This window comes from Pseudomonas sp. GW822-FHT03F04, from assembly GCF_058801405.1.
This window is the reverse complement of record NZ_JBXANF010000012.1, coordinates 213146-238961: the sequence shown is the minus strand read 5'-3', so window position 1 is coordinate 238961 and position 25816 is coordinate 213146. Positions and strand designations below refer to the sequence as shown.

Annotated in this window: 25 protein-coding genes and 1 pseudogene; 10 read left to right on the top strand and 16 right to left on the bottom strand. The window is 61.6% G+C overall.

The annotated features are described in order from the left end of the window. The 4 genes and pseudogenes from AC1RMX_RS26090 to AC1RMX_RS26075 form a co-directional block, all read right to left on the bottom strand. Positions 1-73 (bottom strand): annotated as a pseudogene (locus AC1RMX_RS26090) (Hcp family type VI secretion system effector); the annotation flags it as partial. A gap of 320 nt (positions 74-393) precedes the next feature. Beyond that, entirely contained in the window at positions 394-1773 is a 1380-nt protein-coding gene (gene hglS, locus AC1RMX_RS26085; RefSeq protein WP_493073483.1) for a 2-oxoadipate dioxygenase/decarboxylase HglS, read from the bottom strand. Between the two features lie 111 nt (positions 1774-1884). Continuing rightward, positions 1885-2823 (bottom strand): alpha/beta fold hydrolase, encoded by a 939-nt coding sequence (locus tag AC1RMX_RS26080; protein WP_102619566.1) that lies wholly within the window; start codon positions 2821-2823, stop codon positions 1885-1887. Between the two features lie 16 nt (positions 2824-2839). Then, positions 2840-4294: a flavin-containing monooxygenase gene (locus AC1RMX_RS26075; RefSeq protein WP_493073481.1), complete on the bottom strand. Its 1455-nt coding sequence runs from the start codon at positions 4292-4294 to the stop codon at positions 2840-2842. 171 nt (positions 4295-4465) lie between these two features. Between AC1RMX_RS26075 and AC1RMX_RS26070 the strand changes: the two genes are divergently transcribed. After that, positions 4466-5539: a diguanylate cyclase gene (locus tag AC1RMX_RS26070; RefSeq protein WP_096822911.1), complete on the top strand. Its 1074-nt coding sequence runs from the start codon at positions 4466-4468 to the stop codon at positions 5537-5539. Between the two features lie 84 nt (positions 5540-5623). After that, the gene (locus tag AC1RMX_RS26065; RefSeq protein ID WP_493073480.1) at positions 5624-6859 is read left to right on the top strand and encodes a M20/M25/M40 family metallo-hydrolase; all 1236 of its coding nucleotides are present in this window, start codon (positions 5624-5626) and stop codon (positions 6857-6859) included. Positions 6860-6947: 88 nt separating this feature from the next. On the opposite strand, the gene AC1RMX_RS26060 is transcribed toward AC1RMX_RS26065, so the two are convergent. The 8 genes from AC1RMX_RS26060 to AC1RMX_RS26025 form a co-directional block, all read right to left on the bottom strand. Beyond that, complete coding sequence (locus tag AC1RMX_RS26060) at positions 6948-7817, bottom strand: isocitrate lyase/PEP mutase family protein (RefSeq protein WP_096822909.1); 870 nt, start codon at positions 7815-7817, stop codon at positions 6948-6950. 160 nt (positions 7818-7977) lie between these two features. Continuing rightward, entirely contained in the window at positions 7978-9012 is a 1035-nt protein-coding gene (gene astA, locus AC1RMX_RS26055) for an arginine N-succinyltransferase (protein WP_096822908.1), read from the bottom strand. A 55-nt stretch (positions 9013-9067) separates the two neighbouring features. Further along, positions 9068-10084, bottom strand: a complete 1017-nt coding sequence (locus AC1RMX_RS26050) for an arginine N-succinyltransferase (protein ID WP_493073478.1) — start codon at positions 10082-10084, stop codon at positions 9068-9070. Between the two features lie 118 nt (positions 10085-10202). Next, positions 10203-11552 carry an APC family permease gene (locus tag AC1RMX_RS26045; RefSeq protein WP_085733174.1) on the bottom strand — a complete coding sequence of 450 codons (1350 nt, stop codon included), beginning with the start codon at positions 11550-11552 and terminating at the stop codon, positions 10203-10205. Positions 11553-11639: 87 nt separating this feature from the next. Continuing rightward, positions 11640-12392: an N-formylglutamate amidohydrolase gene (locus AC1RMX_RS26040; protein ID WP_493073477.1), complete on the bottom strand. Its 753-nt coding sequence runs from the start codon at positions 12390-12392 to the stop codon at positions 11640-11642. Further along, a complete protein-coding gene (locus tag AC1RMX_RS26035; protein WP_493073476.1) occupies positions 12376-13707 on the bottom strand; it encodes a type I glutamate--ammonia ligase in 1332 nt (443 codons plus the stop codon). Before AC1RMX_RS26035 ends, AC1RMX_RS26040 begins: the two co-directional genes overlap by 17 nt. Continuing rightward, a complete protein-coding gene (locus tag AC1RMX_RS26030; protein ID WP_007956245.1) occupies positions 13704-14348 on the bottom strand; it encodes a cysteine hydrolase family protein in 645 nt (214 codons plus the stop codon). The genes AC1RMX_RS26035 and AC1RMX_RS26030 overlap by 4 nt, the downstream gene beginning before the upstream one ends. 2 nt (positions 14349-14350) lie before the next feature. After that, entirely contained in the window at positions 14351-15205 is an 855-nt protein-coding gene (locus AC1RMX_RS26025; RefSeq protein ID WP_096822903.1) for a MurR/RpiR family transcriptional regulator, read from the bottom strand. 317 nt (positions 15206-15522) lie between these two features. Here AC1RMX_RS26025 and AC1RMX_RS26020 point away from each other — a divergent pair, with 317 nt between their 5' ends. Together AC1RMX_RS26020 and cobF are read left to right on the top strand one after the other, a co-directional pair. Beyond that, entirely contained in the window at positions 15523-16095 is a 573-nt protein-coding gene (locus AC1RMX_RS26020) for a histidine phosphatase family protein (protein ID WP_493073474.1), read from the top strand. Further along, positions 16092-16847: a precorrin-6A synthase (deacetylating) gene (cobF, locus tag AC1RMX_RS26015; protein ID WP_096822901.1), complete on the top strand. Its 756-nt coding sequence runs from the start codon at positions 16092-16094 to the stop codon at positions 16845-16847. The genes AC1RMX_RS26020 and cobF overlap by 4 nt, the downstream gene beginning before the upstream one ends. Here the strand turns inward: cobF and ftrA are convergent. Beyond that, positions 16816-17805 carry a transcriptional regulator FtrA gene (ftrA, locus tag AC1RMX_RS26010; protein WP_096822900.1) on the bottom strand — a complete coding sequence of 330 codons (990 nt, stop codon included), beginning with the start codon at positions 17803-17805 and terminating at the stop codon, positions 16816-16818. The two genes, cobF and ftrA, sit on opposite strands and share 32 nt — an antisense overlap. Positions 17806-17907: 102 nt before the next feature. Between ftrA and AC1RMX_RS26005 the strand changes: the two genes are divergently transcribed. The 4 genes from AC1RMX_RS26005 (at position 17908) to AC1RMX_RS25990 (ending at position 21401) form a co-directional block, all read left to right on the top strand. Next, the gene (locus AC1RMX_RS26005; protein WP_096822899.1) at positions 17908-18342 is read left to right on the top strand and encodes a rhodanese-like domain-containing protein; all 435 of its coding nucleotides are present in this window, start codon (positions 17908-17910) and stop codon (positions 18340-18342) included. Between the two features lie 255 nt (positions 18343-18597). Beyond that, positions 18598-19377 (top strand): ABC transporter substrate-binding protein, encoded by a 780-nt coding sequence (locus AC1RMX_RS26000; protein WP_011333505.1) that lies wholly within the window; start codon positions 18598-18600, stop codon positions 19375-19377. 126 nt (positions 19378-19503) lie between these two features. Beyond that, the gene (locus tag AC1RMX_RS25995; protein ID WP_493073473.1) at positions 19504-20616 is read left to right on the top strand and encodes a succinylglutamate desuccinylase/aspartoacylase family protein; all 1113 of its coding nucleotides are present in this window, start codon (positions 19504-19506) and stop codon (positions 20614-20616) included. A gap of 68 nt (positions 20617-20684) precedes the next feature. After that, positions 20685-21401, top strand: coding sequence for an alpha/beta hydrolase (locus AC1RMX_RS25990; protein WP_493073471.1), 717 nt, complete (start codon positions 20685-20687; stop codon positions 21399-21401). Positions 21402-21404: 3 nt separating this feature from the next. Here the strand turns inward: AC1RMX_RS25990 and AC1RMX_RS25985 are convergent, their stop codons facing one another. Both AC1RMX_RS25985 and AC1RMX_RS25980 read right to left on the bottom strand, forming a co-directional pair. After that, positions 21405-21971, bottom strand: a complete 567-nt coding sequence (locus AC1RMX_RS25985; RefSeq protein WP_493073470.1) for a DcrB/PsbP domain-containing protein — start codon at positions 21969-21971, stop codon at positions 21405-21407. An 86-nt stretch (positions 21972-22057) separates the two neighbouring features. After that, positions 22058-22831 (bottom strand): hypothetical protein, encoded by a 774-nt coding sequence (locus AC1RMX_RS25980; RefSeq protein ID WP_493073469.1) that lies wholly within the window; start codon positions 22829-22831, stop codon positions 22058-22060. Between the two features lie 147 nt (positions 22832-22978). On the opposite strand from AC1RMX_RS25980, the gene AC1RMX_RS25975 reads away from it, so the two are divergent. Continuing rightward, positions 22979-23518 (top strand): chalcone isomerase family protein, encoded by a 540-nt coding sequence (locus tag AC1RMX_RS25975; RefSeq protein ID WP_096822894.1) that lies wholly within the window; start codon positions 22979-22981, stop codon positions 23516-23518. A gap of 76 nt (positions 23519-23594) precedes the next feature. Beyond that, complete coding sequence (locus AC1RMX_RS25970) at positions 23595-24914, top strand: Nramp family divalent metal transporter (RefSeq protein WP_493073468.1); 1320 nt, start codon at positions 23595-23597, stop codon at positions 24912-24914. Here AC1RMX_RS25970 and AC1RMX_RS25965 read toward each other — a convergent pair. After that, entirely contained in the window at positions 24911-25804 is an 894-nt protein-coding gene (locus AC1RMX_RS25965) for a LysR family transcriptional regulator (protein ID WP_096822916.1), read from the bottom strand. The genes AC1RMX_RS25970 and AC1RMX_RS25965 overlap by 4 nt on opposite strands. Positions 25805-25816 lie beyond the last annotated feature (12 nt).

The following is a 25816-nucleotide window of genomic DNA, read 5'->3' as shown; positions in this document are numbered from 1 at the left end:
CGGCGGTGAAGGCGCCGGCAGTGATCAGGCCTTGTTTTTCGCCGGTAACCGACATGTACGCTGGTGTTGCCATGGGATGCTCTCCTTGCGGATAAAGTTAGGGTGCCCGGGAGGCGAAATCGCCCGGTGGGTGCCTGACTGTTATCAAGGAGCGTGCCAACATTTTCGAAGCCTCATAAAACCGGGGGGATGGCGCTGGCAGTCATTGATTTTCGTGAAAAACGGCAGCGTTTCAGGCGAAAAGTGCGCAAGAAGTTGCGCAGTACTGCGCAACTTCTTGCGCACTTGGCTGGAGGCCAAGAGCTGCGTGGCTTGCAGCGGTTTTAAGGGGTGTTTTATTACGTACAACTGCGCAACTTCTTGCGCAGTATGGCCAAACGCCGCTTCGTCGCATTACTGAGTCAGCACGGTGAGGCATTCTTCTATCGAACGCTGCTGCGTCTCGGCATACAACCTCAATTCATCGATGGTCGAACGCCCCAAAGCTTGTTCGAACGCCTGACGATTGGAATGCTCACCATAGTGCGTCTGCGCCGCATCCCCCAGGTTTGACTGAAAAATCCCCGCCGCACTGACCGGCAGGAAATCTTCGTACACCAGCGGTTCGGCTTTCACATACCCATCGCGTAACAACGCTTGCAGCGAAACATCAGCCGGACGACCCGCCGCAAGCCCTTTGTCTGTCAGGAAATAACGGAAGTACGCCAACTCCTGCTCGTGCATGCCCTCGAGGCTGTCAGGGAATTCGCTGAAGTGCTGGGTCATCAGCGCGTTGTAGCGTGAGGCGTTGGCCTCGTTGGGGAAATCGCCCAATTCATCCCGCGCCGCATTCAGCAGGCGGTCGTACAGCGCGCGGCCCTTGGGGGTCAGTGCCGCGCCGCGTTGTTCGATTTCGCCGAACCGGGCGCTGTGGCTGCCACGGGTTTGCGTCTGGTCGGTGAAGGCGATCGGCTCGTCCAGCGCCTTGAAACTGGTTTGACGCAAAAGGATCGGATGCTGCCGGCGCGGCGGCCCTTCGATCACCGCTTTGGGCGTGATGCCATGCAGCGGCATCTGTGCCTGAACGATGTCGATGTCCAGGGTGCGCGGGGTCAGGTGGTTGATGTGCGGGCCCTTGAACGCGACGACATCGGCGATCAAGCGATGCTGGGCGCTGAGGGTCTGGTATTGCGCGGCGGTGACGGTGGCGCTGTGGTGCCAGCGAAAAGTCTCCAGCGCCTGCAGGACAAATTCCCCGGCTTCGGATTCATTCAACCCGCCAGCGGCTTCGGCCTGCTCTATCAGGCGCAACGCGGTTGGGGTGAAGATCGAACGCTGATCCAGCACCGATTGCGCGAAGACTCGCAGCTCGGGATCTTCGATCAACTCCAGTCGCAGCAACGAAGTGAACACCCGGAACGGGCTGACTTGCAGCGCATTTTCATGCACCGCGCGGAACGCCGTGGAGTGCACAGGCACTCCGGCAGGGGTCAGGTCGTAATAACCCACGGGTTGCATGCCCATCACCGCGAACAGGCGGGCGAGGGTGGCCAGTTCGGTCGCGGTGCCAACGCGGATTGCGCCGTGGCGCTCCATGTCCAGCCGTTCGATTTCGCCGGTGCTGTGCAGTTGACGGGCGATCTGCGGCTCGCGCGACAGCACGTCGCGGTTGGTCTGTTCCACCAGTTCCATCAAGGCGCCGTACAGCGGCACTTCTTCGCGGTACATGTCGGACATCGCTTTGGAGAAGCGTTGGCGGATCAGGTCGGGGCTGACGAAAGGCTGCACGGTCATGAAAAAAATTCCTGGCACGGTCACGTAAAGGATGGGGCAAAAGATCGCAGCCTTCGCCGACGCGGGCAAACGAAGAATCCTACGAACTTCATTCTGCCAACGACTGACCGGTTACCTGTCCTGACGCGAATTCTCCCCCAGGAACTCCCGATACAAACGTGCCGTGTTCGACGGCTGCTCGACCATCGGCATGTGACCGACGCCGTCCCACACATCGACCCGCAGATTGGCGATGCCCTTGCTCCAGACCGGCACGCTGCTGACATCGATCAAGCGATCCTTGCGGCCCCAGAGCAACAGCCCCGGGCATTTGATGTCTGGGAGTTTTGGCTCCATCGGCGGGCTGGCGCGGAAATCCCGGAAGATCTCCTCCAGTTCATCCCGGCGTTGTTCGTAGCGCTGGGCGATGGCATCCAGTACCAGCCCCGGCACCCAGGGTGGCGAAGCCATGGTCATCGCATAGAAGCGTCGGAATTCTTCCCGGGAATTGATCAGAAACGGATTGTGCCCACGGGCCAGGTGACGCTCCATGTCGCTGGGCTCCGGCGCCGTGACGCCGGCCGGGTCGATCAAGGCCACCGAAGCGATGCGATCGGGGTAGGTCGCCGCCAGCCACGCGGCGATGTAACCGCCCATGGAGTTGCCGATCACGTGGACTTTCTCGACGCCGCAGACGTCGAGCAACTGGATCATGCGCTTGGCCTGCACCGCGATGTCGTAGCCACCGCCGGCCTTGAAGCCGGTTTCGCCGTGGCCGGCCAGGTCCGGGATGATCACTCGATACTGGCTGACGAAATGCCGGGCGAAGCGCAGCCACAGGTTCTTTTCCGCGCTGTAGCCATGCAGCATCAGAATGCTGCTCGATGCTTCATAGGGCCCGCCTTGCCAGGTCGACACGGTCATTTCGGCAATCGGTACTTCAATCTTGTGCAACCGGTACAGCTTGGCCTCCAGGGCCGCGCTCAGGTCGTAGAGCCAGTGGCCGACCGCCGGGTAGCTCAACCAGCTCCAGGCCACGAAAACTGCGAGGGCGACAAACAGCAAGAGCATCGGACGTCTTCCTTGTTCAAGACAGAATGTGGTCGGCCGGTTTCAGCGCCCGGGTCAACCGGTGATAGCTGAAACTGAAGCCCGGGAACATTGCGATCACATGACCGCTCTTGCTTTGATACCAACTGTGGCAGCCGCCGGTTTTCCAGACCGTGCGCTCCATCTCCCGGTGAATCATCTGAGTGTAGGTACGTTCTGCTTCGGGGCGAACTTCGATGCTGCGCAGACCTTTGGCCTGCACGGTGCGGATGCAGTCGAGGATGTAGTTCATCTGCGATTCGATGATGAACAGCGCCGAGGTGTGGCCTATGCCGGTGTTCGGCCCGGTGACGATAAACAGGTTGGGAAAGTCCGGCAGGCTGGTGCCGAGGTAGGCGCGCGGGTATTGCGCCCAGACGTCGCGCAGTTGCACGGCGTTTTTTCCGCTGACCGGGTAGGAAATCACTCCGTCGGTGGCGTCGTAACCGGTCGACCACACGATCAGATCAACGTCGATGTGCTGGCCGTCCGTGGTGACGATGCCGGTTTCGTCGAGGCTGGCGATGCCTTGCTCGCGGCTGTGCAGCGTGACGTTGGGCCGGGTCAGCGCCGGGTAATAAGTGCTGGAGACCAGCACCCGTTTGCAACCGATGGTGAAGTCCGGCGTCAGTTTTCGCTGGAGTTCGGGATCCGTTATCTGGTGTTTGAGGAATTTCAGGGCCTGGTGCTGCACCATGTGAATCGCTGGTTTCGAATATTTGAAGGCGATGACCCGGGTTTCGAACTGCCAGTAGATCATCCAGCGCAACAGCTTGTAGGCCGGTTTCAGACCCAGCAGCCAGCGCTGGAAAGGCCCGAATTTGCGGTCGGGTCGGGGCAGCACCCAATGCGGCGTACGTTGAAAGACGTGCAGTTGCTCGACCTGCGGCGCAATGGTCGGAATCACCTGCGCCGCACTGGCGCCGCTGCCGACGATGGCCACGCGTTTACCGCGATAGTCGTAGCTGTGATCCCAATTGTTTGTATGAAAGGTCTTGCCCTGAAAGCGATCCTGTCCCGGGAAGTGTGGGACGACCGGTTGGCTCAATGGCCCGGTGGCGTTGATCAGGAACTGTGCGTAGAACGTGCCTTTGGTGCCGGTGTGTACGGCCCAACGTTTCTCGGTTTCGTCCCATTCGATGCGTTCGACGTTGGCTTGCAGTTCCACCCGGTCGCGCAGGCCGAAACGCTCGATCACATGCTCGGTGTAGTGATGCAGTTCGGCCTGTTCGGCGAACATCTGCGTCCAGGGGTAGGGCGCGAACGACAATGAATACAGGGGCGACGGCACATCGACCGCCGCGCCGGGGTAAGTGTTCTGGCACCAGGTGCCGCCGAAAAAGTCCCGCCGCTCCAGCAAGCGAAAATCGTCGATGCCGGCCTTGAGCAAATTGATGGCCGCGCACTGGCCGCCAAACCCGCTGCCGATGATCAACACTTGATAGGTCTGCATGGGCCTCCTTCTTAGAGTCTTTTTTCCATTTTCTTCCTTTCATGTATAGCCAATCATTTGCCTGCCGTGTGATGGAAATGGCGGGGTATTCGGCCGCTGGCCGGTGATGGCTATTTAACGTCTCCCTGTTAGACTCCGAGCACATCCTTTTGCGGTGTACTCGAGGCCCTTATGGGAAGAACGGGAGGAAAGGGACTTTCACTGGCCAGGAGGCTTTACACATCGCGAACCCTCGGGTTGGTCCTGGGGCTTCTATGCGTGAGCGTTGCGATGTACCCGCTCGATCCGCCGACCTGGGTCTGGGCGCTGATGCTGTTCAACGGCCTGGTCTGGCCGCACCTCGCGTATCAATGGGCCCGACGGGCCAAGGTTCCGTACCACGCCGAACACCGCAACCTGCTGCTCGACGCCTTTCTCGGCGGCTTCTGGGTCGCCGCCATGCACTTCAATCCCTTGCCCAGTGCCACGACCATTTCAATGATGGCGATGAACAATGTCGCCATCGGTGGCCTGCGTTTTCTGCTGGCCGGGGCGGCGGCGCAGTTGCTTGGCGTCGGCGTCGGGCTGGTAGTGTTTGCCCCGGCCTTCATCCCCGCGACCTCTCCGGCGCAGCTCTATGCGTGCCTGCCGTTGTTGATGCTGTATCCGCTGGCGCTGGGCTGGATCTGCTTCCGCCAGGCCTACACCCTTGGCCTGCACAAGCGTGAATTGCTGGCGTTGAGCCGTACCGACAGCCTGACCGGTTTGCTCAATCACGGCGCCTGGAAGGATCAACTGGACATCGAATTCGAACGCAGCAAACGCCAGCAGACTGGCGCGGCGATTGCGCTGATCGACATCGACCACTTCAAGGCAATCAACGACACCTACGGCCATGTGGCCGGCGATATCGTCCTGCGTCAGTTAAGCAAGATGCTCAAGCAGAATCTGCGCATGGCCGATGTGGCGGGGCGTTATGGCGGCGACGAGTTTTGCGTGATCCTTCCGGACCTGCCGCTGTTCAATGCAGCGCAGGCCATGGAAGCCTTGCGCGAGCGTTTTTCCTTTCTGGTCTACGAACAGAACCCGGCGCTGAAAGTCAGCCTGAGCATTGGCCTGGCGGCACTCGATCCGGCTCACGGCGATGCAACGCGCTGGCTCAATGACGCCGATGAGGCGCTCTACGAGGCCAAGGCCAGCGGGCGCAACCGGGTGATCTGCTGCAACGATGACAAGCCGCGGCGCGAGGTATTCGATTCGGTTTGAACGGATTGGGTGTCGCATCCGGGATAGAGCCTTGGGGCGATGTCAGGTACGGTTCAGTACCCGACACGAAACAAGGATTGATTCATGACGTTCAATTTCCCTCGTTCCCTGCTGGCCGCCGGTCTCGGCCTGACCCTTTCTTTTGCAACCGCTGGCGCCTTCGCCGAACCGCACAAACAAGTGCTGGCCGACGCCGAGCAATACAAACCCGAAGCCCTGAAATTGCTCGAGCGCCTGGTCAATATCGACTCCGGTTCCGGCTATGAACCGGGGCTCAAGCAAGTCAGCGACATCGCCATCGATGAGCTGAAAAAGCTTGGCGCCACTATTGAGTTGGTGCCCAACACCCCGGAAAAAACCAACCACGTACTCGCCACGCTCAAAGGCACCGGCAAGGCGAAAATCCTGCTGATGGCGCACATGGACACGGTGTTCAAGGAAGGTTCTGCCGCCGAGCGACCGTTCCACATCAAGGACGGCCGCGCCTACGGGCCGGGGGTGATGGACGACAAGGGCGGGATCGTCGCCGGCATTTATGCGCTGAAAATTCTCAAGAACCTCGACTTCAAGGACTACGCGCAAATCACCTTCCTGCTCGACGCCAGCGAAGAAACCGGCTCGGACGTCGCCACCGACCTGATCAAGAAAACCGCCAAACTTCACGACGTGACCCTCAACCTCGAACCGGGGCGTCCGGCGGATGGCCTGGTGGTGTGGCGCAAGGGCAGCGCCACCGCACTGGTCGAGGTCAAGGGCAAGGCCGCCCACGCCGGCGTCGCGCCGGAACTGGGGCGTAACGCGGCGATGGAAGCGGCGCATCAGATCCTGCAACTGGGCAAGCTCGGCGACGAAGCCAAGAAAACCACCATCAACTTCACCGTGCTCAAGGCCGGTGATCGCACCAACGTGATCCCGGATCAGGCCATGGCCAAGGCTGACGTACGGGCGGCGGTACCGGAAGAGTTCGACCGGATCGAGAAGGATCTGGCGCGGGTGTCGCAGGACAAGTTGATTCCCGATACCGAAGTGAAGACTTCGCTGCAACGCGGCTTGCCACCGATGCCGCAGACGCCGGAGTCGGATCGTTTGATGGCAATGGCCCAGGGGATTTACGGCGAAATCGGCCGCAAGTTGACCGAAGAAGGCAGTGGCGGGGCGGCGGATGCGAGTCTGTCAGCCGGGGTGGGCACGCCGACGCTGGATGGGTTCGGGATTGTTGGCGGCAACATTCATACGCCGGAGGAGTATGCGGAAGTGGAGAGTGTGGCGCCGCGGATTTATCTGTTGTCGCGGATGATTATGGAGTTGGCGAAGCAGTAACGGCAGCTAGCGGTTTCGCGGCGGGCGCCATGCGAGTGGACTCGTAATGGCGTCGGGCCGCTCTGCCTCTTTGTAGCGGGTTGCGAGGTTACTCTTTGACGCTCATGTATTCCTTGGCCCAGAGGATGTATTCCTCAGGCTGGGTGTAGGTGTGAGTCAGTTCTGTGGCGCTCAGGTCCGAGGCCTGGGTGAAGATCTGGCGCTGTTCGCGCAGGCTGTCGTAAGTGGCCTTGATCGCCGCGAAGTAAGCGCCGTGGCCGTCGATGGTCACGCGCACACCCAGTTCGGCCAGGCGTTTGTCGTCGCGCAGCGCCGGGTTGCCGTAGGTGACCAGCATCAACGGGACGGTCAGGTGTTCGGCGATTTGCTCGAGCTGATCGAAGTCCTGGATGCCGACCATGCAGATACCGTCGGCGCCAGCGGCCTGGTATTGGCGGGTGCGGCTGATGATTTCCTGATTCGGCAGGATGCCGGCGTTGGTCCGGGCGATGATCGCCATTTCCGAGTCGACTCGGGCTTCCAGTGCCGCGCGGATCTTGCCGACGCCTTCGGCGACCGAGATCAGATCGGTGGATTTACGGCCGAATTGTGCCGGCAGCAGGGTGTCTTCGATGGTCAGCGCGGCGACGCCGGCGCGTTCCAGTTCGACGATGGTGCGCATCACGTTCAGGGCGTTGCCGTAGCCGTGGTCGGCGTCGGCGATCACCGGCAATTGGGCGACGCGGCCGATTCGGGTGGCCTGTTCAGCGAATTCGCTGAGGGTGATCAGGGCAAAGTCCGGAGCACCCAGGACCTGCAACGAGGCGACCGAACCGCCAAGAATCCCTACTTCAAAACCCAGGTCAGCGGCGATGCGGGCGGACATCGGATCGAACACCGATGCGGTGTGATAGCAGGTGTCGGAAGCCAGCAGCTGACGGAAGTTACGGCGCAAATCTTGATGAGAAAGCCTGGTCATACGAGTTCCACCAATACAAAGGAATGGAAAGGCTTGAGCAAAGGTGTCAACGCCGAAGGTGAAAAGGCTATCACGCCAATGGGTCAAGGATCATGACGAATTAACGAGGAAGTTAACCAGGAAAAACCTGTTCAGGCTTTCTTGCTGCAGGCAGAGGCGCTCAGGCCGCCACCGCCTGCTGCTGTTGATTGGGCAGCGGCACTGCCCGCACCGAGTTGCCCGGCTGCAATTGCAGGCGTTTGGCGGTGAGGCGGTCGATTACCAGAGTGCTGCCGACCCGGCGTCCCGGAGCGACTGTGATGCGGCAGTTTTCCAGACGGCGGTTGTGAATCAGCCACAGCGGCGCCTGATCGTCCGGCGCGCCAATGCTCAGGGTCAGTTCCAGGCTGTCGCGTACCGTGCGGATACTGCGGATCGGCGCCTCGATGACCGGGCCGCCGTCGAAGATGTCGATGTAGCCTTTGTGGGCGAAACCCTCGGACTGGAGAATTTTCAGTGCCGGCTCGGTGTTGGGGTGGGCCTGACCGATCACGGCCTGAGCCTGTTCGGTGAGCAGGCAGGTGTACAGCGGCTGGCGCGGCATCAGTTCGGCGATGAAGGCCTTGTTGCCCAGCCCGGACAGGTGGTCGGCGTGGCTGAAGTCCATCTGAAAGAAGTGCCGGCCGAGGCTGTCCCAGAATGGCGAACAGCCTTGCTCGTCGGCACTGCCGCGCAGTTCGGCGATCATCTTCTCGCCGAACAGGTGCGGGAATTCAGCGACAAACAGCAAGCGCCCCAATGACAGCAGGCGTCCATTGCTGCCGTGGCGCTGATCGTGGCGCAAGAACAGCGAGCACAGTTCCGATTGGCCGGTCAGTTCATTGTTGAGGAACAGCGTCGGGATCTGCCGCTGAATGCCCAGGTCCGGCGCCGAGCTGACAGTCAGCCCGACCCGATAGTTGTACCAGGGCTCACGCAGGCCGACAGCCCCGGCCAGGGCGCTGACCCCGACCACCCGCTGCTCGTCGTCCTCGAGCACAAACAGATAGTCGGCATCGGCCCGCTCGACCTGCTCGGCGAAGGCGCGTTGCGCCCAGCGTACCCGGTGGGCCAGGCGATCTTCGTTGGCAGGCAGGGTGGTGAACCCCGGCCCGGCCTGTTGCACCAGCGTCATCAACGCTGGCAGGTCGCTGACTTGGACCGGACGGACAATCATGCTGCAACTCCTTTTGCGCGCCTGCTCGGGCACTGTCGTTGGGTGAGGGCGCGGTTCACAGGGCAATCACCCGGATCGTGCTGCCAGCGCTGACATTCAGTGCTGCACAAATCGCCGGCGTAAGCGCCAGGGGCTGACCGGGCTGGTAATCCAGCTCGGCGACCACCGCCCGAAAACCATGCAGTGCATCGTTACTCACCAGATAACGACCGCGGGCATCGATCAGTGGTTCCGTTTGAACCGTGGCGGTCTGGCTCTGGGCGATCGAACGGATGTTGGCGGTGCGTGCATACAAGGTCGGCCCGGCATCGAACAGGTCGATGTAGCTGTTGGTTTCAAAACCCTCGCGCTCAAGGATGTCGAAGGCTTCCTGACCGTCCGGGTGGATGCGACCGATGCACTCCTGTGCCGCCAGCGGCAGCATCGGCACGTAGATCGGGTATTGCGGCATCAGTTCGGCAAGAAACGTACGGCTCTGCAAGCCGCACAGGCGTTCGGCCTCGACGTAGGGCAGATCGAAGAAGTGCTTACCCAGCGCATCCCAGAACGGCGAGTTGCCTTGCTCGTCGCTGTAGCCGACGATTTCGGTGATCACCGCTTCGGCAAAACGTGTCCCGTGGGCGGCGATGAACAGCAGTCGTGCCCGCGACAGCAATTCCGAGAACGGTGTGCGTACCAGCGCCGCGTCGATGTGAAAACCGCGCAGCAGCGTGTGGCCACTGAGGTCGTGGCACAGCGACAGCGCCGGAACGCCATGTTCGATGTTCAGTTCCCGTGAAGCGCTGGTGAAATGGCGATTGCGCAGACTGTAGAACGGCTCGTTATGGCCGGCCGTGGCGAGAATCTCCGAGCAGCCGACCAGGCGTCGGCTGTCGAGATCTTCCAGCACGAAAAAGTAATTCTCCGGGCCCTGAGCCGCGGCGTCGCTGTCGAACGAGGCGCAGGACGCGGCGATTTTTTCGCTCAGGCGCTGGCTGTCGTCCGGCAGGGACGTGACGCCCACCAGGCTGTCGCGAGCCAATTGTTGCAATTGAGGCAGGTCGTTTGGCTCGACTGGGCGTAAGACCAGCATGGATGCACTCCTGTATCAAAAGGTTCGGCCCATTCGCCGAACCTGACTATCACTGTCGGTTTCCACGCGTTAAAGCGGCGGACGCCTGATTTGTTGTCAGACGCCGCTCTTTTTCTTGTCAGCCATTGCTCGGGTCAGGCAGCGCGGTACTGGCGCCGAGCTTGTTCAGGAAGAACAGGTACACCAGACCCAGGGCGATCCAGATCAGGCCGAGTTTCTGTGCATCGACGCCCATGTTGTACATGATGGCCGCGACGATGATGAAGCCGATCACCGGGCAGATCAGGTGACGGATCACTTGGCCGGACTTCTGCCGGCGCCAGTAGTAATTGATCACGGTCAGGTGCAGCAGCATGAAGCCGCTCAAGGCGCCGAAGTTGACCAGCGAGGTCAGGGTGTCCACCGAGTTGATGAACAGGTAGCAGATCACCAGCGACAGCACGGCCACCAGATAGATGCTCAGGTACGGCGTGTTGTGTTTCGGGTGCACCTTGGCCAGCACTTTCGGCAGCTTGCCGTCGCGGGCCATGCCAAACAGCAGGCGCGAGACCGCCGCTTGCGAAGTGATCGCCACCGCTACGCCCCAGGCCAGGGCCGTGGCAACGCCGGTCAGGGTCGCGAGCCAGCTGCCAGCGGCAATTTCGGCGATTTCATAGAACGCGGTGTCGGCGGACTTGAAGCCCATGCCGGCGGCCAGGTCGGTAGCGATCCAGGTTTGTACGACGAAAATCGCGCCCATCACTACCAGGGTGATCAACGCCGCTTTGCCGACGCTGCGGCCCGGATCGCCCTTGATCTCTTCGGCGAGCGTGGAGATCGCATCGAAACCGAGGAATGACAGCACCGCAATCGACACTGCTTGCATCAGCAGAGCGAAGTTGAAGGTTTCCGGGTGATACAGCGGCGCCAGGGTCAACTGGCCGTTGCCGCCACCGTTGTGCAGGGCGTTCCAGGCGTAGAACAGGAAAATCCCCAGCACAACGAGTTGTGCCAGCAGGAACACGATGTTCATGCGGGCGGTGAAAGTGATGCCGCGCAGGTTGACGAACGTGGCGCTGACCAGGAACGCCAGGATGAAGCCGACCTTCGGAATGTCCGGGTACAAATGGTTGAGCGCCATCGCCGCGTAGACGTAGAGCAGTGGCGGAATCAGCAGATAGTCGAGCAGCATCAGCCAGCCGGCGATGAAGCCGACGTGTTGATTCAGGCCTCGTTGTGCGTAGGAATACACCGAGCCGGCAATCGGAAAGGCCCGGGCCATGCTGCCGTAGCTCAGTGCGGTGAAGACCATCGCCACCATGCCGATGATGTACGCCAAGGGCACCATCCCCGGTGCCTCCGCGTTGACGTAGCCATACACGCCAAACGGGGCGATGGGGATCATGAAGATCATCCCGTACACCACCAGGTCGGTCAGTGTCAGGCTACGTTTCAACTCCTGTTTGTAGCCGAACTCTTCTATTTCCATGAAGCGCAACTCCTTGTCAGCCAATCGGTCGTTTTAGTTGTTATATCGGTCCGTCGTTTACAGCGTCAGCAGTGGTTACAACAATCTTTACAGCAGGGGTGCCAGATAATTTGCCCAGCGGGTCACCGCTTCCGGGTTGCGCAGCAGGTCGTTGCGCACTTCGATCAAAACCGACTCCAGACCACGGGCATCGCCGTGCACCGGCACGGTCATGTCGCCCAGCGGGTCGATCTTGTACGGCTGGTTGCCGGCGACTTTCAGCGGGTGCCGGTCGAGGCCGTCGAGCAGGCGCTGGGCATAGGCTTTGGACTGACCGAACAGCACGCCGACTTCCAGTTCCCGTGGCTGGCCGTAGTACACCGGGGTGAAACTGTGAATCCCCACCACCCGCACTGGCCGGCCATCGGCCAGGCGCTCGTCGATCAGTTGCTGCAACCGGGTGTGAAACGGCTTGAACAGGCACTGGCGACGGTATTCGCGGGTGGCTTCATCGAGCTCGCGATTGCCCGGCACCTGATAGATCTCGCTCTGCGCCGGAATGCTGTCCGGGGCATGTCGGGGCCGGTTGAGGTCGATCAACAGTCGCGAATAATTGGCGCTCAGCAGCGTGGCGCCGATCTTTTCCGACAGTTGCTCGGCCAGCTCCAGCGCACCGATGTCCCAGGCAATGTGTTCACGCGCAGCCGTGTCATCCAGGCCCAGATTGTTCAGGGCTTCGGGGATATAACGGCTGGCGTGCTCGCACACCAGGATCAGTGGATGCGACGAGTTTTCGCGGATCAGGTTGTAGACCGGTCGGGTGTACAACCCAAGCTCGGCGGATTCAGTACAGGCGTGCATAGTGCTCACACAGGTCAGCGGGCGAGAGCTGTTCCGTCAGCGCCAGTTCCTCGGTTTTAAGGGCGAAATACGTGTCGAGCAACGGTGCCGGCAGCGCTGCCATCAGCGCTTCGCTGCGACGCAGGCATTCCAGTGCCTGAGCCAAAGAGGCAGGCAGGGCAACGATGCCCCGCGCCTCGCGTTGTTCGTCGTTGAGTGAATCGGGGATTTCATCGGTGATCGCGTTCAGCGCCAGACGCTGTTCGATGCCCAGGCGTCCGGCGATCAGCAGCGCAGCCATCGCCAGGTGCGGCGAAGCGGTGGCGTCCATGGCGCGGAATTCCAGGTTGTACTGCTTTGCCACGGGTTTGTTGCCCAGGCTCACGGTCGGGCAGATGCGCAGCGCCGCTTCACGGTTCTGCTGCCCGAGGCAGGCGTAGGATGCGCTCCAGTGGTGCGGCTGCAAACGTTCATATGAGACCGGCGTCGGTGCGGTGAACGCACACAGCGCCGGCAAGTAATGCAGCACGCCCGCCGCCCAGTGCTGGCCGAGGGTCGACAAGCCATTGCTGGTGCCGGCGTCGTACAGTATCGGCTGACCGGCCAGATCGAGCAGGCTGACGTGCAGGTGCACGCCGTTGCACACCGCTTCAGCGGCGGTCTTCGGTGCGAAGCTCAGGTCCAGGCCCATCTGCCGGGCGATTTCACGGGTGATCTCGCGTACGTTCACCGCGCGATCCGCCGCCGCCACGCCGAGGGTCGGGCGGCAGGTGATTTCGTATTGATGCTTGCCGTATTCGGGCAGGAACATTTCCGGCTCGACGCCGCCGGCGCGCAACGCGCTGAGCAGCCAGCCGCCGAACTCGGCGCCCTGGCGCTGGGCCTCAAGGGAGAAAGCCAGGTGTTCGGCAAACCCGGCGTGCAGATTGAATTCGTGTTCGAACGCGGCGTTGACCTGCAACCCGAGCTGGTCGCGATACCGCTCGATTTCATCGCTCAGCAGCGTGCGCGGGCAGGCGCCCCACGGGCGGCCGTCGGTTTCGCGGATGTCGCCGTGGATGAAATCCAGCGCCGGGGCGGCGGTGTCCGGGCCGTTGCCGACGGTGACGCGGCTGGCCAGATCGGGAATCAACCGCAGATCGCCATAGGCGCCCCACGGATTGCTCGACGCGATGATGTCCTGCGGCGTCAACGCGCTGTTGGCCGGCACCCAGCCGCAACCGGCCGCTTGATAGTGCTCCAGCTCATCGCTGGGAAACGAGCGGCCACGGGTGATACCGATCAGGTCGGTGGTGACGATGGTGGTCATCGGCAACGGCGACAAGCGTTCGCTCATGGCTGCATCTCCTGCAACCGACCGAGTACGGTGTCAGTGTCGGTGATCCAGCAGTAGCCCTTGATCGCGTTCAGGCACGCGTCGTGGCGTGCTTCGGTGTAGGTCGCGCAGGCGTCCGCCACCAGTGTCACCAGATAACCCCGGTCGGCGGCGTCGCGCACGGCCATGTCCACGCACTGGTCGGTGACGATGCCGGCGATGATCAGGTGCCGGGTTTCCAGATTGCGCAGCACGTAGTCGATGTTGGTCGAGTTGAAGACACCGGAAGAAGTCTTTGGCAGCACGATTTCGTTTTCCGCCGGGGTCAGTTCGGCGATGACCTGTGCCTGCGGGCTGCCCTTGGGCAGGTGCATGTCCGACAGTTTGTGATCCAGCGAGCGGTCACGGCCGTCGGCGGTCAGGCTTTCGATCAGGGTGTGCAGCACGTTCTGCCGTGCGTCGCGGAAGGCGTTGAGCAAGCGCACCTGATTGGGCACCACTTGCGAGCGCGTGCGGTTGAGGAAGTAGGCGGCGTCCGGGCCTTCGAGGTGCGGGTCGAACTGCGGCTCAAGCCAGGCACGCTGCATGTCCACCAGCAACAGCGCAGTGTGGTCGGTGACAAACGGCAGGTCCCGCGGCGAGCGGTGGGGAAGGCTGAACATCCTTATTTATCCTCCAGCAGGTGGGTGTCGAAGTCGTTGCGCAGGGCATCGATGCCTTCCAGGCGATCGGCCAGGTCCGGGCTGCGCAGGGTCAGGCAAGCGATCAACGCTTCAACCTGGGCCAGCGCCGGGACCATGGTGTCGAACGGCGATGCCGACTCCACCGGGGCGCTGATGATCATGTCGGCCAGCTCGCGCAGCGGCGAGGCATAAATGTCGGTGAACAGCACGACGCGAGCGTTGTTGTTCTTCGCGGCAGTGGCCACGCGCAGGGCCTGGGTCTGGTAGCGGCGATAGTCGAACACCAGCACCACGTCCTGGCGTTGCAGGTCGAACAGGCGATCCGGCAGTTGCGCGTTGTCCTCCAGCGCAAAGCAACCGGGGCGCAGCAGACGCAAATGATTGAGCAGGTAGGTGGCCATCAGGCTGCTGAAACGCCCGCCGAAGCAGTAGACCTGATGGCGCGTGTCGAGCAGCCACTGTGCGAGAATCCGCACGTCTTCGGGTTGGGTCAGGGCCTGGGTTTCAGCCAGCAGGTTGTGGCTGTGGGCCAGATAGTGGCTCCAGGCATCGTCCTGATTCAGGTTCGAACGCGGTTGCAACAGCGTGCGCGGCGAGCGCAGGCGATGGTCCATGTCGCTGAGCAGGGCGTCCTGGAATTCGGCGTAACCACCAAAACCGAGTTTTTTTACCAGACGCACGATGGTCGGATCGCTGACGCCGGCGTGTTCGGCCAGACGCGCCATCGGGCCGAGCCCGTTGCGCGGGTACTGATCGAGCAAGGCCCGGACGACTTTGCGCTCTGAAGGCGTAAGGTCCAGGCCGGGATCAGTAATCAGGTCTCTGAGAGGGGGCATCCGGGCTCCTGCTGGATGGGGTGTTGGATTCGCTTCACAATCCGTTAAAACAGTATTTATGTAACTCACGCTACATGTCTAGTGAATTTTCCAGGCAATTATTTCAGCCCCAAAATGGGGCGAGATGCCCGTGTAACAAGGGCTACACGTCTATCGATCGATCTTGTAGTCCATTGCCCATTGTTGTGTCAGACATTGCCGCTTTGTTTTGACAGGGCGATTGAAGGGCTTCCCCGGAACCGCCCGGTTTACGGCACAATTGCCGTCCTGTCGGCACGTTGCCGGGTGTTTTTTACCTTCTGACCGAGTGACTCATTGTGCAAGCCACCCGTTTGACCTTGATCTGTCACGCCAGAACCGTCGCACAAAAATTGGCGCGTTTTCCTACGAACGAAGCTGTTGAAGAAAGCGCTGTTGCGTCTGACTCGCTGGCCGCTCGGTTCGAGAGGCCGCGCCGTTTGATCTGTGGCCCGGAATTGCGCACGCGTCAGACTGCCGCATGGTTCGGTCACGATGCCCAGGTGGATGAAGCACTGCGCGATTGCGACTGGGGCCGTTGGCAGGGGCAGTCGATCAAAGACCTGCAGCGAGATGAACCGGAAGCCCTGCAAGCCTGGCTCGAAGATCCCGGCGCCGCGCCCCATGGCGGGGAATCGGTGGTGCAACTCGGCGAGCGAGTGGCCGCATGGCTGACGACCCTGCAAACCACGCAGGGTCATGTCGTGGCCGTCACGCATCCGTTCATCATTCGAGCGGCGCTGATGCAGGTCATGCAAGGCCAGGCTTTCCATAGCATCGATGTCGAGCCGCTGGCGGTGGTCGAGTTGAGTTTCTTCGGGCGCTGGCGGCTACGCTTGTCCGGCATCGACCTTGAAGGAGACCGTACATGAAACGCTTGCTGGTCATCGGCATTGGCGCCGGCAACCCCGACTACATCACGATGCAGGCGGTGAAAGCGCTGAATCAGGTGGACGTGTTTTTCCTCATGGACAAGGGCCAGAGCAAGGACAAGCTGATCGACCTGCGGCGCGAAATCTGTGAGCGCTACATCACCGATCGTACCTACCGTTTCGCCGAAGCCCACAGCCCGGAGCGCGAGCGCGGCGATGTGGACTACAGCGCCAGTGTCGATGATCTGAACCGCGCCAAGCAGCAAACCTTCGAGCGCCTGATCAATGACGAATTGGCTGACGGGCAGTGCGGCGGTTTTCTGGTATGGGGCGATCCGGCGTTGTACGACAGCACCCTTCGCATTCTCCAGGCGATTCTGGCTTCGGGGCGATGCACATTTGAATTCGACGTGATCCCGGGCATCACCAGCGTTCAGGCCCTGGCGGCGCAGCACAAGGTACCGCTGAACACCATCGGCCACTCGATTGAAATCACCACCGGCCGACGCCTGGCGGCGGGGCAGGTGAGTGATACCGACAGCCTGGTGGTGATGCTCGACGCCGAAGACTCCTACCATCAAGTGGCGGATCAGCAGACGGAGATCTACTGGGGCGCCTACCTCGGCACGCCGGACGAAATCCTCATCAGCGGCCGGCTCAAGGATGTCGCGGATGAAATCGAGCGGGTGCGCAAGGCTGCGCGGGCCGAGCATGGCTGGATCATGGACACTTATCTGTTGCGCAAGCCTTGACCTCACGACCAAAGCGCTCGCGATACACCGACGGCGGCACCCCGACCACGCTGCGAAACGCCACACGAAAGCTTTCTACCGAACGATAACCGCAGCGCTGGGCGATCTGATCAGTGTTTTGCGGTGTGCTTTCCAGCAGCTCTCGGGCTCGGGCCAGGCGCTCGTGTTGCAGCCAGGCCTTGGGGGACTGGCCGCTGGCTTCCGTGAATTTGCGCAGGAAGGTGCGTTCGCTCATCGCCGCTTCGCTGGCCAGATCACGCACTTCCAGCGGTTCGTGCAGGCGTTCGCGGGCCCACTGCATCACGCGCGACAGATCGCTGCGCGGGGTCGGGCTGACCGGGGTGGGAATGAATTGCGCCTGACCGCCGGTGCGTTGCGGCGACATCACCAGCCGTCGCGCTACCGAATTGGCCACCTGAGTGCCGAAGTCCCGCGCCACCAGATGCAGGCAGGCGTCGATCCCGGCCGCGCTGCCAGCCGAAGTAATCAATTGGCCTGAATCGACGTAAAGCACGTCCGGGTCGACATCAATGGCCGGGAAGCGCTCGGCCAGCTCCGAGGTGTAGCGCCAGTGGGTGGTCGCGCCATGCCCGTCGAGCAATCCGCTGGCTGCCAGCACAAAGACACCCGAGCAGATCGACAGCAACCGTGCGCCGCGCGAATGGGCATTGCGCAATGCTTCGAGCAAGGCTTCCGGCACCGGCGCACTGCGGTCGCGCCAGCCGGGAATGATGATGGTGCGCGCATCCGCCAACAATTCCAGACCACCATCGGCCAGCACCTGGATCCCGCCCATGGCACGCATCGGGCCTTGATCCACCGCTGCAATGCAGTGCGCGTACCACGGGAAATCGAACTCCGGCCGGGCCAGGCCGAAGATCTCCACGGCGATGCCGAACTCGAACGTACAGAGGCCGTCGTAGGCCAGGATCGCGACCAATCCAGGTGATTCAGGCATTTGGCGGAAACTTCCCGGTGAGTGTCTTGTGCGCCACTGTAGCGGCAAGCGGCAGCTCGATAAAGTCTGTTCATCCCTTCACAGACGTAGGAGCAACACAACATGCCCAGCCTGGTTCGCGAAATTCCTGCCGCCCCGTCGGCGATTGCCCTGATGCACTTCAGCAACCGTCTGACCTTCGAAACCGATTGTTCCGACGTCTTCAGCAGCCAGGAAGCCGGTGAGATCGATTTCGTGCTGGTGGACGTGCGCGGGCCGCTGGCCTTCGAGCGCGGCCACGTACCGGGGGCGATCAATATTCCGGGGCGTTTGCTGACAGCCGAAAGGCTGGCGGATTACCCGACATCCACGCTGTTCGTGGTGTATTGCGCCGGTCCCCACTGCAACGGCGCCAACAAGGCAGCGGTGAAACTGGCGGCGCTGGGTTATCCGGTCAAGGAGATGATCGGCGGGGTCACCGGCTGGCTCGATGAAGGCTTCGAATTGAGTGTCGCGGCACCGCGAGCGGCGACCCATCCGATTGCCTGTGATTGCTGATATTCAGTGAGTTGCCGCCCTCGGCGGCAACTTTTATCGGCTTTGTCCTACAACCCTTGCACCGCTCTGGCGCACACTTTTCCCACGTGATGGCACTCGCCGATTTTCTATAAGTATTTGTCGCTTAAACACAATTTGCCCCATGCGCGCCGCCATAGACTGCCGGCCACTTCGGTTTCTTTGCGCTCCATAGCCCAAGGCCGAACCTGACAATCGAAAGCTGCCAATAAAAGCCTCCGCACACGGGAGTAATAAATGAAAAAGCTGGTTATGTTCGGTGCCCTGGCACTGTCGATGTTGTCCCTGACCGCCGTGGCCGAAGACGCCAAACCGATCCGTATCGGTATCGAAGCCGGTTACCCGCCATTCTCGATGAAAACCCCTGACGGCAAACTGGCCGGTTTCGACGTGGACATCGGCGATGCGCTGTGTGAGCAGATGAAAGTCAAATGCACCTGGGTCGAGCAAGAGTTCGACGGCCTGATCCCGGCGCTGAAAGTGAAGAAGATCGACGCGATCCTGTCCTCGATGACCATCACTGACGATCGTAAGAAAAACGTCGATTTCACCATCAAGTACTACCACACCCCGGCGCGCTTCGTGATGAAGGCAGGCTCCGGCGTGAAAGATCCGCTGACCGAACTCAAAGGCAAGAAAGTCGGCGTGCTGCGCGCCAGTACCCACGACCGCTACGCCACCGAAGTGCTGGTGCCGGCCGGGATCGAACTGGTGCGTTACGGCTCGCAGCAGGAAGCTAACCTCGACATGGTCTCCGGTCGTATCGACGCGATGCTGGCCGACTCGGTCAACCTGAGCGACGGCTTCCTGAAAACCGACGCCGGCAAAGGCTTCGAATTCGTCGGCCCGACCTACGAAGACGCCAAATACTTCGGCGGCGGCGCCGGTATTGCCGTGCGTAAAGGCGATACCGAGCTGGCGGAAAAATTCAACACTGCCATCAACGAAATCCGCGCCAACGGCAAGTACAAGCAAGTGCAGGACAAGTACTTCGACTTTGACGTGTACGGCCATTAATACGCCGTAGAAAAAAGTGGCCCCGTTGACGCGGTGGCCACTTTTTTTTGCCTGTGATTTATCCTGTCAGCACATTTTCAATGCAGTTACTGTGCAGCAGCGACTACAGAATTTCCGGAGTTCCCCATGCAACGCATCGATCATGTACTGCCCTGGAGCCACTTGGGCAGCGAACGCTCCCTCAGCGTGTTCCGTTACGGCGCCGGCCCGCGCAAGGTCTACATCCAGGCCAGCCTGCACGCCGATGAACTGCCGGGCATGCGCACCGCGTGGGAACTGAAAAAACGCCTTGCCGAGCTGGAATCCAACGGCCAGTTGCAAGGTGTGATCGAGCTGGTGCCGGTGGCCAACCCCATCGGCCTCGATCAGCACCTGCAAGGCAGTCACATGGGCCGTTTCGAACTGGCGAGCGGCAAGAATTTCAACCGCTCCTTCGTCGAACTCAGCGCCCCGGTGGCCGAGCGCATCGGCGATCAGTTGGGCAGCGATGTCGAGGCCAACATCGCACTGATCCGCCAGACCATGGGCCAGGTACTCGACGAGCTGCCGGCCCCGGCCTCGCAACTGGAAGCGTTGCACCGTCTGCTGCTGCGCCACGCGTGCGATGCCGATGTCACGCTGGACCTGCATTGCGATTTCGACGCCGCGATCCACATTTACGCGCTGCCGCAACACTGGCCGCAATGGCAATCCCTCGCTGCACGTCTGAAGGCTGGCGTGGCGCTGTTGTGTGAAGACTCCGGCGGCAGTTCGTTCGATGAATCGTGCTCCACGCCGTGGTTGCGCCTGGCGCGGATGTTCCCGGCGGCGGCGATCCCGCCGGCCAACCTCGCCACCACCCTGGAACTGGGCAGCATGGGCGACACCCGCGTCGATCAGGCCCAGGCCAATTGCGAGGCAATTCTGGGCTTCCTCGCCGAACAGGGCTTCATCAGCGGGGAATGGCCGAAGTCGCCAGACGAATGCTGCGAAGGCATGCCGTTCGAAGGCACCGAATACCTGTTCGCCCCGCACCATGGCGTGGTGAGTTTCCTGCGTAATGCCGGTGAATGGGTCGAGCGCGGTGATGCGTTGTTCGAAGTGGTCGATCCGTTGAAAGATCGCGTGACCACCGTGCGTGCCGGCACCAGCGGCGTGTTGTTTGCCATCGATCGTGGACGCTACACCCAGCCGGGTACCTGGCAGGCGAAAGTGGCGGGGCGAGAGCCGATTCGGGCGGGCAAGCTGATCAACGACTGACGACCCCCATCTTCCGGATCACAGTGTTAGGCTCTGCCCCGAACCCTGCACTGTGTGAAGGAAGGCTTATGTTGAAGGTGTTTGCTCTGTTGACCCTGCTGGCGTCCAGCGCTGTCCATGCTCAAACCTCGCTGCAAACCGATTTGCCGCTCAACTACCTGGCCCAGGTTCACCCGGATGCCGAACAGCGTCCGCTGGTGCTTTTCCTGCACGGCTACGGCAGTAACGAGGCCGATCTGATCGGTATGAAATTTCAGCTGCCCAAGCAGTACAACTACCTGTCGGTGCAGGCGCCGATGGCGTTGGGGGAAGGGCGTTTCCAGTGGTTTCGCAAGAAAGGCGACGGTGCCTACAACGGCGAGACCGATGATCTGAAGATCGCCAGCCAGAAGCTGCGAGCCTTTATCGGCGCAGCCGCGCAGAAATATCACGCCCGACCGGACAAGGTGTACCTGATCGGTTTCAGCCAGGGCGCGATGATGACGTATGAGGTGGGGCTGCGGCAGCCAGCGGTGGTCGGTGGCATCGCCGCGTTGAGCGGGCGAGTGTTGCCGGTGCTCAAGAGTGAGCTGACGTCAGAGCAACAACATCCGCCGCTGGAAATCTTCATCGGCCACGGCACGGCGGATGACCGGGTGCCTTACAGTGGCGCCACCGCAGCCAAAGATCTGCTGGAGAAGCTGGATTACAAACCGGCGTTCCATGCCTATCCCGGCGTCGGCCACAGCATCAGCGCGGCCGAGCTTCGGGACTTGAACGACTGGTTGCAGCAACTCAACCCTTGAGGATCATTTTTCGCTGAGGATGGTTTTTACCAGCGCATCGTGACCGCTCTTGTCGCTGGCCCGGGAAATCACCTGAACCAGCGCCATGTGCGTGCCGGAACCTGCGATCAGCGTGGTATTGAGGGTCTGGCCGCCGCCCTGGGTCGCGGTGCTGTCGACCTGACGCAGGCCCAGGCCGTTGCCTTTCTGGGTCAGGCTCTTTTCGCTGAGTTTGTTGAAGTCCGGCAGCGCCTTGCGCTGGGCTTCGATGAAATCGGACACGGTGCCGTCGAGGAACGCGCTGTCGTTATCCTTGACGTTGTTGCCTTCGGGAATCTGGTTTTCGGCGGTAATGACCACCGTCTTGGTCGCGTCGTTGGTGAACATCATGCCCTTTGCACCGGTCGGGCCGGCCGGCAGCGGGTCGCCGACAAAGCCTTTGGGCAGGACAAAACGGAGCTTGCCTTCGAGCATCGAGACTTTCTCGGTGACAGCCTTCTCTTTGGCCTTGGCTGCCTGAGCATTGAGGGCGCCGAAACCGGCCACCGCCGCCAGCAACAGGACGACGGCTTTCTTGCTAAGCAATGACATTCGAATCTCCGAGGGATGGTCGCGCTTGGGCGGCGATCATCCCACGGAGCATGCCCGGCACTCCAGAGCGGTTTGTCCGGGCGGGTTCAGTTCGTCGACGGCGCAGGCGCCGGTTTGGCCAGCAATTGCCGGGTGACGCCCAGCATCGCCACTGAAACGGCCACCGCCACCACGAAGCCGCCGAAGCCCAGACGTGGGACTGTCAGCGCCAACACCAGACAAAACGCCGAAAACGAATACATCCCCGTCGCCGTCGCTCGCAACAACGCAGCGGTAAACGCCGGGCCGCGCGTCTGCTGGGAAAACACCGCCATCACGCTGCCCAGCACCGGAAATACCGCGAGCAATCCGCTCCAACGCTCGCCGACCGTGCTGGCCAGCATCGTCACTACCAGCGTCAACGCCGCGCCGGCAATCATCCGCCAGATCAGTTTGTCCGACTTCGGGGCCGGCCCACTGACCACCGGTTGAACCTTGGGAAACAGGTACGGCGCAGCAAGAAGGGCGGTTGCAGCCGCAGCCACCGAGAACGGTAGCGACGCCGGAATCAGCGACAGGATTACCGCCAGCACGGCCCAGACCGACAAAGACACAACCAGCGCCAACGGCCAGTTCGCCCGCTGCGCCACCTGCGCATACGTGACGCAAAACGCGATCATCGCAAACATGGCCGACAACGCCGCGACCGCCGATTGCGCGGCAAACGCCGGCCCTTGCTCGATGGCGAGGAAGAACAGAATCGGCCCGACCACTACCGGCAACCCCGACAGCCACCCGGCCACACTGGGCCCCCAGCGCTTGCCGGCCAGGGAAATCAGCAGCAGGAAACCGGGAATCAGCAGCAGTTTGAGGATCAGCACGCAGGTGTCTCCATCGGGTCAATGAGGGCCACGTTAGCATTGTCGTTAGCGGATTGCTGCATATGTATGCGAAACATGTATACAAAGTGGCTCGCGTGATAGCCGACTATGCTCTGACTATCAGGGTTTACCGGAGTCGATGCCGCGATGAGCAGAACACCGAAGGTGTTGCGTGGGTGCTGCGGAATCGGTTTGTGGGCGCTGTTGCTGACGCCGACCTGGGCCAGTTGGCAGGACGCGGTGCCCGGCGCACAGATCATTGGCACCGGCGATTTCAGTGTGTTCGGTTTCGACATTTATAACGCCCGGTTGTGGAGTGCCGCGCGCCCGCTGGCCGATGGACAGCCCTTCGCCCTGGAATTGATCTACCGGCGCAATGTGTCTCGCGAAGATCTGGTGAAGGCCAGCGTCGATGAGATCAAGCGCCTGGCCGGATCCTCCATCAGTCCTGCGCAACTGGCGTTGTGGCAGGCCCAGATGCAGCAATCGTTCGTCGACGTTCAGGCCGGTACGCGGATAACCGGGGTGTACTTGCCGGGGCAGGGTGCACGGTTCTTCGTGGGGCAGCAGTTGCAGCACGAGATCGACGATCCGCTGTTCGCCCGGGCGTTTTTCGACATCTGGCTTGATCCCCGCACACGCAGTCCCGAGTTGCGTCAGCAATTGCTCGGCACTGCCAAACCCTGAGCGCAGCAAGTCTGCTCTTGGGCACGCCGACTGAAACGTCTAAGCTGCGCCTTTCGACTTGTTTCTGGATGTGTGCGTGAAATTCAGCTTGCCCAAAATCGCCACCGCGCCGTTCTGCCCGCCGGAAGTGGCCGGCAGTGTCCCGGTGGATCCGAATGCCTCGTTCTTCAAACGCGTGCTGCGCTTTGCCGGCCCCGGTTTGCTGGTGTCGATCGGCTACATGGATCCGGGCAACTGGGCCACCGCCATCGAGGCCGGTTCGCGCTTCGGTTACAGCCTGTTGTTTGTGGTGTTGCTGGCGAGTCTGGCGGGCATGGTCGTGCAATGCCTGTGTTCGCGGCTGGGCATCGCCACCGGGCGCGACTTGGCGCAACTCTCCCGCGAGCGCTACAGCACCCCGACGGCGCGGCTGCAATGGGTGCTGGCGGAAATCTCGATCATTGCCACCGACCTTGCGGAAGTGCTCGGCTGCGCGCTGGCGTTCCACCTGCTGCTGGGTTGTTCACTGACGTTCGGCATCGCCCTGACCGCATTCGATACGTTGCTCGTGCTGGCCTTGCAAAATCGCGGCTTTCGGCGGCTGGAAGCGATCATGCTGGTGCTGGTGGGCACCATCGGCGTGTGCTTCTTCGTTGAATTGTTGTTGATCAAACCGTACTGGCCGGACGTCGCCCAAGGCTTCAAACCGTCATTGTCGGCCATCAGCGATGCGGCGCCGCTTTACCTGGCCATCGGCATCCTTGGTGCGACGGTAATGCCGCACAACTTGTACCTGCACACCTCGATCGTGCAGACGCGGCTGATCGGCCAGGACCTGGCGAGCAAGCAGGATGCAGTGAACCTGGCGCGCATCGACACCATCGGTTCATTGGCGCTGGCGTTGCTGGTCAACGCGGCGATCCTGATTCTCGCGGCGGCAGCCTTCCATCAAACCGGGCACTCCGATGTGGTGGACATCCAGGACGCCTACCACTTGCTCGATCCGCTGGTGGGCGGCGCGCTGGCCAGTGTGTTGTTCGGCGTGGCGCTGCTGGCGTCGGGGCAGAGTTCGACCTTCACCGGCACCATCGCCGGGCAAGTGATCATGGAAGGCTACCTGAACCTGCGGATCCCCTGCTGGCAGCGGCGCCTCATTACCCGTGGGCTGGCACTGATTCCGGCGTTCATCGGCGTGTGGCTGATGGGCGATGGCGCGGTGGGCAAGTTGCTGGTGCTGAGCCAGGTGGTGTTGAGCCTGCAACTGCCGTTTGCCCTGTATCCGCTGATTCGCATGACTAACGACAAACAGCTGATGGGGCCGTTTGTGAATCGCTTGCCGACGCGGGTTCTGGCGTGGGGACTGTTTGTGGTGATCAGCGGCGCCAATGCCTGGCTGATACTGCAGCTGGCCGGCTAGCGGCCGAAGGCATCCACCACAAAATCAATGAACACCCGGGTCTTGGCCGGCATCAAGGTGCGGCTCGGGTAGTACAGCGATATCGCCCCGGCGTCGCACTGCCAGTCGGGCAACAGCCGCACCAGTTCACCGCGTTCTATCTGCACGCTGACATCGGGCAGCACCACCATTGTTATCCCGAGGCCAAGCAGCGCAGCCTTGCGCATGGCCATCGGGTCGTTGAGCACGATGTTCGGGTTGAGCAGGGCGCTGGCCTGTTCGCCGGCGCCGTTGTGCATCTGCCATTGGCGAATGCGCCCGGTGCGCAGGCCGCGCATGACAATGCCCTGGTGGTCGGCGAGGTCTGTCGGATGCTGGGGCAGGGCGCGTCCGGCCAGATAGGCCGGAGAGGCCACTGCTAGTATTTCAGCGGACGCCAGTCGCCGGGAAACCACGCCGGGCGTCAGCTCGAACCCGCCACCAATCGCCACGTCATAACCCTCGGCGATCAAGTCCACCTGACGATTCTCGAAATGCCATTCCGGGCGAATCAAGGGATATCGCGCCAGAAACTCCGGCAGCAGCGGCAGCATGTGATCGATGCCGAACGTCGGCGGCAGGCTGATCTTGAGCACACCCGCCGGCTCGCCGCGCTCGGTCGCCACCGTCGCAATCGCTGCCTGCAAGGCGTCGAGGTTGCCGCCGATGCTCGCCAGAAAACCTTCACCGGCCTCGGTCAGCGACAGCTTGCGGGTCGAGCGCTGAAACAGCCGAACGCCGAGGTTGCGTTCAAGAATCGCCACGTTGCGGCTGACCGCTGCCGGGGTCAGCGCCAGCAACCGTGCGGCGGCGGAGAAGCTGCCGGTCTCGGCGCTGCGGACGAAGGATTCAAGATTGGCGAGGGTTTCCATGGTTTCGACCTG

Coding starts and splice junctions, on each gene's coding strand:
- cobF (WP_096822901.1), top strand. CDS start 16,092: ATGAAACGCTTGCTGGTCATCGGCATTGGCGCCGGCAACCCCGACTAC.
- AC1RMX_RS25990 (WP_493073471.1), top strand. CDS start 20,685: ATGTTGAAGGTGTTTGCTCTGTTGACCCTGCTGGCGTCCAGCGCTGTC.
- AC1RMX_RS26025 (WP_096822903.1), bottom strand. CDS start 15,205: ATGCCCCCTCTCAGAGACCTGATTACTGATCCCGGCCTGGACCTTACG.
- AC1RMX_RS26005 (WP_096822899.1), top strand. CDS start 17,908: ATGCCCAGCCTGGTTCGCGAAATTCCTGCCGCCCCGTCGGCGATTGCC.
- AC1RMX_RS25965 (WP_096822916.1), bottom strand. CDS start 25,804: ATGGAAACCCTCGCCAATCTTGAATCCTTCGTCCGCAGCGCCGAGACC.
- AC1RMX_RS26065 (WP_493073480.1), top strand. CDS start 5,624: ATGACGTTCAATTTCCCTCGTTCCCTGCTGGCCGCCGGTCTCGGCCTG.
- AC1RMX_RS26000 (WP_011333505.1), top strand. CDS start 18,598: ATGAAAAAGCTGGTTATGTTCGGTGCCCTGGCACTGTCGATGTTGTCC.
- hglS (WP_493073483.1), bottom strand. CDS start 1,773: ATGACCGTGCAGCCTTTCGTCAGCCCCGACCTGATCCGCCAACGCTTC.
- AC1RMX_RS25995 (WP_493073473.1), top strand. CDS start 19,504: ATGCAACGCATCGATCATGTACTGCCCTGGAGCCACTTGGGCAGCGAA.
- AC1RMX_RS26080 (WP_102619566.1), bottom strand. CDS start 2,823: ATGCTCTTGCTGTTTGTCGCCCTCGCAGTTTTCGTGGCCTGGAGCTGG.
- ftrA (WP_096822900.1), bottom strand. CDS start 17,805: ATGCCTGAATCACCTGGATTGGTCGCGATCCTGGCCTACGACGGCCTC.
- AC1RMX_RS26030 (WP_007956245.1), bottom strand. CDS start 14,348: ATGTTCAGCCTTCCCCACCGCTCGCCGCGGGACCTGCCGTTTGTCACC.
- AC1RMX_RS26060 (WP_096822909.1), bottom strand. CDS start 7,817: ATGACCAGGCTTTCTCATCAAGATTTGCGCCGTAACTTCCGTCAGCTG.
- AC1RMX_RS25975 (WP_096822894.1), top strand. CDS start 22,979: ATGAGCAGAACACCGAAGGTGTTGCGTGGGTGCTGCGGAATCGGTTTG.
- AC1RMX_RS26040 (WP_493073477.1), bottom strand. CDS start 12,392: ATGCACGCCTGTACTGAATCCGCCGAGCTTGGGTTGTACACCCGACCG.
- AC1RMX_RS26035 (WP_493073476.1), bottom strand. CDS start 13,707: ATGAGCGAACGCTTGTCGCCGTTGCCGATGACCACCATCGTCACCACC.
- astA (WP_096822908.1), bottom strand. CDS start 9,012: ATGATTGTCCGTCCGGTCCAAGTCAGCGACCTGCCAGCGTTGATGACG.
- AC1RMX_RS26070 (WP_096822911.1), top strand. CDS start 4,466: ATGGGAAGAACGGGAGGAAAGGGACTTTCACTGGCCAGGAGGCTTTAC.
- AC1RMX_RS26045 (WP_085733174.1), bottom strand. CDS start 11,552: ATGGAAATAGAAGAGTTCGGCTACAAACAGGAGTTGAAACGTAGCCTG.
- AC1RMX_RS26050 (WP_493073478.1), bottom strand. CDS start 10,084: ATGCTGGTCTTACGCCCAGTCGAGCCAAACGACCTGCCTCAATTGCAA.
- AC1RMX_RS26075 (WP_493073481.1), bottom strand. CDS start 4,294: ATGCAGACCTATCAAGTGTTGATCATCGGCAGCGGGTTTGGCGGCCAG.
- AC1RMX_RS25985 (WP_493073470.1), bottom strand. CDS start 21,971: ATGTCATTGCTTAGCAAGAAAGCCGTCGTCCTGTTGCTGGCGGCGGTG.